This window comes from Nocardiopsis listeri, from assembly GCF_020741345.1.
GTDB lineage: Bacteria > Actinomycetota > Actinomycetes > Streptosporangiales > Streptosporangiaceae > Nocardiopsis > Nocardiopsis listeri_A.
The window spans coordinates 1-8,649 of the sequence record NZ_DYZD01000312.1; the positions used below are offsets into that span (position 1 = coordinate 1).

General features: G+C 70.0%; 6 protein-coding genes. All 6 read left to right on the forward strand.

Features of this window, described 5'->3' with window-relative positions:
* The coding region (locus K8V84_RS16835) for an alpha-amylase family glycosyl hydrolase (RefSeq protein ID WP_304076007.1) at nucleotides 1–825 on the forward strand (825 nt) is incomplete at its 5' end.
* 157 nt (nucleotides 826–982) lie between these two features.
* On the forward strand, nucleotides 983–1,186 hold the full coding sequence (locus tag K8V84_RS16840; protein ID WP_304076009.1) for a hypothetical protein: 204 nt from the start codon (nucleotides 983–985) through the stop codon (nucleotides 1,184–1,186).
* Nucleotides 1,187–1,455: 269 nt separating this feature from the next.
* Nucleotides 1,456–2,607 (forward strand): NAD(P)/FAD-dependent oxidoreductase, encoded by a 1,152-nt coding sequence (locus K8V84_RS16845; RefSeq protein ID WP_304076011.1) that lies wholly within the window; start codon nucleotides 1,456–1,458, stop codon nucleotides 2,605–2,607.
* 450 nt (nucleotides 2,608–3,057) lie between these two features.
* Complete coding sequence (locus K8V84_RS16850; protein ID WP_304076012.1) at nucleotides 3,058–6,255, forward strand: hypothetical protein; 3,198 nt, start codon at nucleotides 3,058–3,060, stop codon at nucleotides 6,253–6,255.
* A 194-nt stretch (nucleotides 6,256–6,449) separates the two neighbouring features.
* The gene (locus K8V84_RS16855; RefSeq protein WP_304076013.1) at nucleotides 6,450–7,478 is read left to right on the forward strand and encodes an iron-siderophore ABC transporter substrate-binding protein; all 1,029 of its coding nucleotides are present in this window, start codon (nucleotides 6,450–6,452) and stop codon (nucleotides 7,476–7,478) included.
* Between the two features lie 71 nt (nucleotides 7,479–7,549).
* A complete protein-coding gene (locus tag K8V84_RS16860; protein WP_304076015.1) occupies nucleotides 7,550–8,515 on the forward strand; it encodes an iron ABC transporter permease in 966 nt (321 codons plus the stop codon).
* Nucleotides 8,516–8,649 lie beyond the last annotated feature (134 nt).

Consider the following 8,649-nt stretch of genomic DNA (forward strand, 5'->3'; position numbering starts at 1 on the left):
CACGTGGACCTGGACCACGGTCCGGGCGGCAAGTTCGACCCGCGCCCCCTGGACCTGGTCCGACTCAAGGCCTCGCTCGACCACTGGCAGGCGGGGCTCAACGACCGGGGATGGAACAGCCTGTACTGGAACAACCACGACCAGCCGCGCGTGGTCTCGAGGTTCGGGGACGACGGCCGGTACCGGGTGGAGTCGGCGACCGCGATCGCGACCACCCTGCACATGATGCAGGGCACCCCGTACGTCTACCAGGGTGAGGAACTGGGCATGACCAACGCCCACCTGGACGACATCGCCGACTACCGCGACCTGGAGACCCTCAACTACCACCGCACCATGGTGGAGACGGGCAAGGTCGACGCGAAGGCGGCCATGGCCGGGATCGCCCGGATGAGCCGGGACAACGCGCGCACCCCCATGCAGTGGACCGCGGGGCACAACGCCGGGTTCACGAGCGGGACGCCGTGGATCGGGGTCAACCCCAACCACGTCGGGATCAACGCCGAGGCCGCCGTCGCCGACCAGGGTTCGGTCTTCCACTACTACCGTCGCCTGATCGAGCTGCGCAAGAAGCACCCGATCATCGTGCACGGCCGCTACGCGCCGCTGTTGGAGGACGACCCCCGGGTCTACGCCTACACCCGCACGCTCAACGGCCGGGTGCTGCTGGTGCTGGCCAACTGGAGCGACCGGACGGTCGAGGTGGACCTGCCCGAGGACGTGGTGGGACCGGACCCGGAGCTGCTCATCGGTAACCTTCCCGACCCAGGCCCGGCCCCGGCCCCGCTGCGCCCCTGGGAGACCCGCGTCCACCTGGCCCGCTGACCACCACCCCGACCTGTGGGTTCGCGGAGCCCCTCGGATAGTTCCCGAAGGCCATTCCTGACCGGATGCGGCCCCGACTGGAAATCACTTCGAGGGACGCCCTAGCGTGTGGGCGACCGGGGGGAACTACAACGGGGGAATCTCCTCAAGGAGGATCATGTTCAAGCGTGCTCTCAACGTGACGGCGGCGGCCGCCTTCGTCGCCCTGGGCCTGTTCGCGGCCCCTGCCGCGGCTGATCACCATGGGTCCTCGGTTCCGGGCGACTACCAGGGGTCCTCGGTTCCGGGCGAGAACCACGGCAGCGGCGTCCAGAGCAGCTCGGCCGAGGACGTCTCGGCCAACAAGAACATCTGGATGTAGTACATACGAACCCGCCCGGTGGCACGGCCGCACCGGGTGAACCCACAGCACCGACGCCCCGCTGACCCCGTGGGCGCGAACACGGTCGGCGGCGCGGTCCTTCGTGGTCGACCGCCGAGCAGAGCCCGTCCCGGGAACGTTCCCGGGACGGGCTTCTCGCGTTGGGCCACGGGTCGCGGGCTCTCGCTCCCACCCCGCGGCCCGCCGTTCCGTTATGTTCGGTCTGTCGGTAACGTGCTGGCAGCCGAACGTTCAGGGGTGGGTCTTTGATGCGTGTCGTCATCGTTGGTGCCGGTGTGGGCGGACTCGCCCTGGCTCGAGGGCTCACCGGGCTGGGGCACGAGGTCGAGGTCCACGAACGTGCGCCCGAACCACGCTCCGGGGGAGCCGGGCTCGGCCTGTACGCCAACGGCACCGCCGCCCTCAAGGCCCTGGGTGTGGACATCGGGGGGATCGGGCGCCGCCTCGATGGTCTGGAGAACCGCGATCCCTCCGGCCGTGTGCGCTACACCCTGGACGTGGACGCGGTCCGCGAACACTACGGCTTCGAGGCGCGCACCGTGCCTCGCAGGGACCTGTTGGCGCTGCTCGCCGCGGGTCTGCCCGAGGGCACCATCCGCTACGGGCGGATCTGCACCCGGGTGCGGGTGAACCCGGACGGGTCGGTGAGCGCGTTGTTCGGCGACGGTGTCTCCGCCGACGGTGATGTGGTGGTGGGCGCCGACGGGGTGCGTTCGGCCGCCCGACGCGACCTGTGGGACGGCGACCCGGCCCGCCCCACCGGGTGGGCCAGCTGGCAGGCGCTGACCGAGGTGCCCATGGACGCCTCCGCGGGCACGGTCGCCGCGGTGGTCCAGGGCCGCCAGGGCACGTGCGGGATCATGCCGGCAGGGGACGGCCTGGTGCAGTGGTGGTTCGACGTGCGCTGGCGTTCGGGCATGCGGCGCCCGGTGTCCCCGGCGAGTGTGCTGCGCAGACTCTTCGGTGACTGGAAGGACCCCTGGGTGCGCGCGGTCCTGGAGCACACCGCCGACGACGACCCCGAACTGTTCGAGCACGTCCGGCACCGGGTTCCGAGGGTCTGGGGCGAGGGCGGGGCGACCCTGCTGGGCGACGCCGCGCACACGTTCCCTCCCTCCACCGCGCAGGGGGCGAACCAGGCCCTGGAGGACGCCTGGGCGCTCACCCGGGTGCTGGGGGAGGAGGGAGCCGAACGCGATCCCGCGCAGGCGCTGCGCCGGTACGAAAGGGCCCGCCGCGGCCCTGCCTCCCTCGCATCGGTGACCTCCGGAGCGGAGGCGGTCATGCGTTGGTCCCCACCGCGTTTCCCGGGTCGTGAACGGCTCGGCGCCATGGCCACCCGGCACTTCATCGGCTATCTGGGCGGCGTGAGCAACGTGCTGACCGACCGCGCTCCTTGACCTGCGTTCCATCCCGGGGTGCCCGCGAATCCGAACGGGCGCCCTTTTATGTGCGGACCGATTCCATTAAGGTTTTGTGGGTGGCATGAAGAAGTGCATGTCGGTGTGGGGCGGCCTGGGGTAGTCCTTGATCTGGCTGTTCGTGGTGTTCTTTCCGTGCTGCGTGGAAGGAAATCCCCCTGCGAATTCGAGATCGGACATGGCATGGCTCGTGCTTCTCTGCCCACCCCGATGATCACACGCCCGAGTGTTCGGGAGGCCCTACGGGCACAGCTTCGTCCGCTCCCGAAGAACTCTGCGCGCGACGCCAGGAAAATCGTTCTCCTACACGGTGAACGGGGCTCCGGTCGAAGCTCGGTCCTCGATTCCCTGCGCGCCGAACTCGATGGTGAAACGGCTGTGGCCTGGCTCGACGCGGAGAATCCGCAATACCGTGGAGTTCCCGCCAAGTTGACGGTTCTGGCCGAACAACTCGCCGGACGCGCCAAAGGTCGCGAAAGCCTGTCCTTTCCCCGCCTGCTGGTGGGTCTCGCCGCGCTTCGAGCAGGGGAGGACGCGCGTTCCGAGTCCAAGCGTCCCGGTGTTGAGCAGTCCGTGGTCCTCGGCGGCGAGCAGATCGAGAAGGCGTTGGAGGGGATACGTCGCGTGTCCCGCTGGGGGCGGGTGGTGTCGGAGACCATCGGTGGCGTCGAGCTGCGGGTGGACCTGGGCCTGGTGGTCACGGAGGGCGTCAAACTGCCCATCGCGTCGATCGGTGGCCTGGTCAAGCGGTCGGCCCTGCGTCCCTTCGTGGAGTGGTACGCCGAGTCCGCGGGCTCGGACAAGGGCAAGGGGACCGGGGTCCTCGCCGATCTGGTCCGCGACGATCGGGACGCCTCCGGGCGGGGCATGGACGTCGCGCTGTGCGAGGCGTTCCTGGCCGACCTGCACCACTCCCGTCGTGGCCGGGAGCGCCATTCGGCCCCGGTGGTACTGCTGGACAACGCCGACGCCGTCGACCCGGACGAATCGACCGAGGCCGGGACGTCCTCGCGCGCGGCGGGCAGGTCATTCCTGCGGCTGTTGAAGGACTCCCGTCCCATCCGGTCCGAGGACGACACCGGCGGATTCGTCCTTCCCGTGGCGGTGGTCGCCACCGCCCGAAAGTCCCGTCCGGACCACCACCTTCTGGAACAGTCGAGGCTGCCGTCCTTCGGCGTGGACGACTGCGGCAAGCTCATGTCGTGGCGTGGTCGCAGACCGGAGGTGGTCGACTCCGAGACCGCCCGCCTGGTCCACGAGTTCTCCGGGGGCAACCCCTCGGTGGCCGCCGAGGTGGTGCGCGTGAGCGCTGAGCATCCGGAGGACGCAGGCGTCCTGGACCGGGTGCTGGGACGGAACGACCTCGAGTCGTCCCTGTTGACCCGGCTGCTCGACTGGTCAGGGGCACCCGAGAGCGACCGTGCCGCGTTGGAGATCTGTGCCCTGTCCCGTGACCTGGGGTGCGCGGAACGGCTCGCCAGGGAGGAGGGTCGTCGCCTGAACCGGGTCGCTCCCCTGTTCTTCGGCGAGGACGCCCCCGACTGGACGATCCCCTTGCGTCACCTCCTGGTGCGGCGCTTCGCCCGTGACGACACCGGTGGGGACCGCTGGGTGCGCTACCACGAGGCCCTGGCCGGATACTGTGAGCGCTCCGGTGACCCCATCGGGGCCCTCTACCACCGGTTGGCGTTGGGAGGCCTGGGGACGGTCGCGGACGAACTCCTCACCGTCTTGACCGACGAAGGGGCCACGGATTCGTGGGAGGTCATGCTCGACGAGGTCACCCGTGCTCCGTGTCCGCACGTCGAGCACTGGGGTGAGGCCCCCGACGAACGCTTCGTTCGGCTGGAACGGGAGTCCATCAGGGCCGGGTTGGAACCCCACCGTAGGGAGGCCCGGCGTTTGGTCGCCGCGTTGTGGTCCCTGTCCGACCCCTTCGGCGGACCCGAACGGGTGGACGCGCAGGATCAGGCCGCCTACGCCCTGATCGGGCTGCGCGGCCGGGTCACGAACACGGGTGTGCTCTCCAAACGGGAGGCCCGACACCGTGGGATCGCCGACGAACTTCGTCGACGAGACGTCACCTACCGCAGATCCGTGCGGGACGACTCCCTCGTGTCGTCGGGCCCACGACGCCGCGGACTCCTGGTCGGCACCGTGGTCGTCTCCCTGCTGGTGGCCCTGGGCGGGGGAGGCGCGGTGGCCTTCGGACCGCACCTGGCCTGTGGGGGGCCGTTCTCCGGCCTGGTCCTCGTGGAGGGCGAGTGCGTCGGGGTCAACGATGGATCACACGTGTTCGACCCCGCCTTCACCGAGGTTCAGGGGCTGATCGAGCGGGAGAACACACGGGTGGCCGCCGTCGCGGAGGAGGAGGGCACCCCCGTGGCCCGGATCGCCCTGATGACGACGCTCACCCCCGACGGACGCAGCCCCTTGGACACCGATCGGGTCCGGGCCGCCATGGAAGGGGCGCACGTGGCCCAGGTTCGGGCCAACCAGGACCAGACCTTCCACGGTGACCGCCCCTTGATGCAGTTGTACCTGGCCAACGAGGGCAGCCGTCAGCAGCACTGGCGGTACGCCGTCGACCGGCTGGTGTCGGTGACCGAGGACGACGTTCCGCTGTTGGCGGTGGCGGGTCCCGGTCTGAGCAGCGACAGCGCCGAGCGGGCCGCCCTGGAGCTGTCCGGTCACCGGATCCCCATGGTCGGTGGCATCGTTACCGCCGACGGCCTGGACGCCTCCACCGCCCCGGGTCTGATGCGCGCTTCGCCGAACAACTCCGAGTACGTCGCCTCATTGGTGGACTACATCGAGTCCGAGCACCCCACCGCCGCGGGAATCCTGCTCTACGACAACACCGAGGACGACACCTACACCGCGACGTTGCGCGAGGCCTACGCCGAGCAGTTCGCGGACCACCTGCCCCGCAACGAGCTGGAGTTCACCGGGACGACCATGGGACAGACCGCTCCCACGGCCTTCGCCAGTGCGGTCAACCACATCTGCTCCCAACACCAGGACCTGGACCTGGTGTTCTTCGCCGGGCGCGAGGACGACCTGGACGTGTTCGTCAATGCCTTGGCCGGGGAGAGATGCATTCCGCAGGACCCGTTGACCATCGTGTACGCCGCGACAGGGATCACCGGTGACGCCGAGCTCCATCGGGACCTCGACGACGGCAACCTCGACCTGGCCATGGCCTCCTCCACACACCCGGGATGGGGCAGGGGCGACGTGGCGCCCCCGGCCGGGTTCGACGGTTTCCACGAGACGTTCGTCGAACGGATCGACGCCGACCCCGAGAGGCTCGACGACGGGTACGCGATCATGCACCATGACGCCGTGGCGGTGGCCGTGCACGCGGTGCGTCTGGCGTTGGAGGAGGTCGGGGGTGAGCGGTTGCCCACTCCGGAGGAGGTCCGCAACCAGCTCTACTACCTGCACGGTGCGATGGCGGTCTCCGGGGCGGGAGGGGACCTGGAGTACGTGGCCGGCAGGGAGGGCAACCCCCTGGGCAAGCCGGTACCGGTCGTCCTGTTGGGCCACAGCCATGGTGGAGTCGTGGAGGAGGCCGGGAGCCCTCCGGGTGAGCCCTACCTCACCGGGGAATCCGTGGTCCCCTGAGCTTGGGAGCAGGTCCGCGCACGGTTTCAGATTTTTTGAAATCGTATGAGGTGAGGTTAGACTAACCTTCGTTATGGTCGGGTTCGTCCTGATCCGCCCGGCTTTCGTGCTGCCCGGTCTCGGGCGCTCCCCCCGTACGAAACGGCCCGCCGAGTACGACGAGGCCGCATCCCGTGACGAAGAAAGCAGTGAGCATGAACCCCACTCTGCGCCGTTTCGGCGGTCTCGGACTCACCGCGGCCCTGGCCCTGGGCCTGGTCGCCTGCGGTAGCGACGACAACGGCGGTGCCGGCGACGCGGGAGCCGCCGACGGCACCTTCCCGATCGAGATGGAGAGCGCGCTCGGGACCGCCGAGATCCCCGAACAGCCCGAACGCGTGGTCACCCTCGGCCAGGGTTCGGCCGAGACCTCCATCGCCCTGGGCGTGGTCCCGGTGGGCATCGAGAGCTACGAGTGGGGCGCCGACGACACCGGCTACCTGCCCTGGATCCACGAGGCCGTCAGCGAGTCCGGCGAGGAACTCCCCGAACAGTTCGCGGGCGCCGCCGACATCGACTTCGAGGCGATCATCGAACTCGCCCCCGACGTCATCCTCGCCCCCTGGTCCGGCATCACCCAGGAGGACTTCGACATCCTCAACGACATCGCCCCCACGGTCGCCTACCCCGACCTGCCGTGGAGCACCGACTGGGACCAGCAGATCGAGATCATCGGTGAGGCGCTCGGGAAGCCGGAGGAGGCCGCCGACCTCGTCACCGAGATCGAGGACACCTTCGAACAGGCCGCCGCGGACCACCCCGAGTTCGCCGACCTGTCCTTCTCCTACATCTACACCGACGGCCCCGGCACCCTCGGTGTCTTCCTGCCCGACGAGCAGCGCGTGGCCATGGTCCGCGGCCTGGGTCTGGAGGTCGACCCGATCGTCGAGACCTTCCCCGAGACCGAGGGCACCGACTCCGCCCTCATCGGGCTGGAGAACGCCGACCAGCTCTCCGACAGCGACCTGATCTTCACCTTCTACAGTGACCCCGAGTCGCGCGCCGAGATCGAGGAGCAGGAGCTGTACGCGGCCATCCCCGCCGTCGAGAACGGCGCGGTGGTCGCCGGCGAGGACAACTCCTTCGTCACCGCCTCCTCCCTGATCACCCCGCTCACCGTTCCGTGGACCCTCGACCGGTACGTGCCCCTCATCGAAGAGGCCGTCGCCGAGATCGACGACTGATCCGTCGACAGGTGAACGTGAAGACACGCACGACGGCACCGCCCAAGGCCGGGCCCGTCCGCGCCACGCTCATGTTGGGCGTGGGCGTGGCCGCCCTGGCCGGGGCGGTTCTGCTCAGCCTCGTGGCGGGCAGCAGGCCCACGCCTCCGCTGGAGGTGCTGAGCGTGTTCACCGGCGGTGCCGACTCCTACACCGTCACCGTGGTGGAGAGCCGGATCCCCCGGACGATCGTCGGGGTACTGGCCGGTGCGGCGCTGGCGCTGGCCGGCACGCTCATGCAGGGCGTCACCCGCAACCCGCTGGCCGACCCGGGCCTGCTGGGCGTGAACGCGGGGGCCGCGGCGGCCGTGGTGACCGCCACCGCCCTGCTCGGCCCCACCTCGGTCACCGGAACGGTCTGGTGGGCGCTGCCCGGCGCCCTGTTGGCCGGGCTGGCCGCCCACACCGTGGGAACCCGCGGCGGCGACGGGGGAATGGTGCGTCTGCTGCTGGCCGGCGCGGTCGTCTCGGCCGTCCTCACCGCCTACGTGCAGGCGGTGGCGCTCAGCATGCCCGATGTCTTCGACAGCTACCGTTACTGGGTGGTGGGCTCTTTGGCCGGGCGCGGCATGGACGTGGTCCTCGCGGTCCTGCCGGTCGTGGGTCTGGGGCTGGTCCTGGCCCTGTTCGTCATGGGCGGCCTCAACGCCCTGGCCCTGGGGGACGAGGCGGCCGTGGCCACCGGGGCCAACGTCACCGCCACCCGGGCCGGCGGTCTGGTCGCCGGGGTCCTGTTGGCCTCCGGAGCGACCGCCGCGGCGGGCCCCATCGCCTTCGTCGGCCTGGCCGTGCCGCACGTGGTGCGCTCCCTGGTGGGGGTGGACTTCCGCGTCCAGGTGCCCTTCGCGGCGCTGGTCGGACCCACCCTGCTGTTGGTGGCCGACGTGGTGGGTCGCACGGTGGTGCGACCCATGGAACTCATGGTCGGTGTCGTCACCGCGTTCGTGGGCGCTCCGGTACTGCTGTACGTGCTGCGCAGGACGAAGGGGGCCTCATGAGCCGCACGATCTCCGAGCCCGCGCCGGTGCCACGCGAGACCGCCTCCACGGAGCCTCCCAGGCCCACCCGAAGGGTGCTGCGGGTCGGGCGGCTGTTCGCCCTCCCCGTCCACCTGCGTTCCGTCATCATCGGC

What these genes read in the sequence shown, in the direction of transcription:
- K8V84_RS16840 (WP_304076009.1), top strand. Translation starts at nt 983, where the DNA reads ATGTTCAAGCGTGCTCTCAACGTGACGGCGGCGGCCGCCTTCGTCGCC.
- K8V84_RS16845 (WP_304076011.1), top strand. Translation starts at nt 1,456, where the DNA reads ATGCGTGTCGTCATCGTTGGTGCCGGTGTGGGCGGACTCGCCCTGGCT.
- K8V84_RS16855 (WP_304076013.1), top strand. Translation starts at nt 6,450, where the DNA reads ATGAACCCCACTCTGCGCCGTTTCGGCGGTCTCGGACTCACCGCGGCC.
- K8V84_RS16860 (WP_304076015.1), top strand. Translation starts at nt 7,550, where the DNA reads ATGTTGGGCGTGGGCGTGGCCGCCCTGGCCGGGGCGGTTCTGCTCAGC.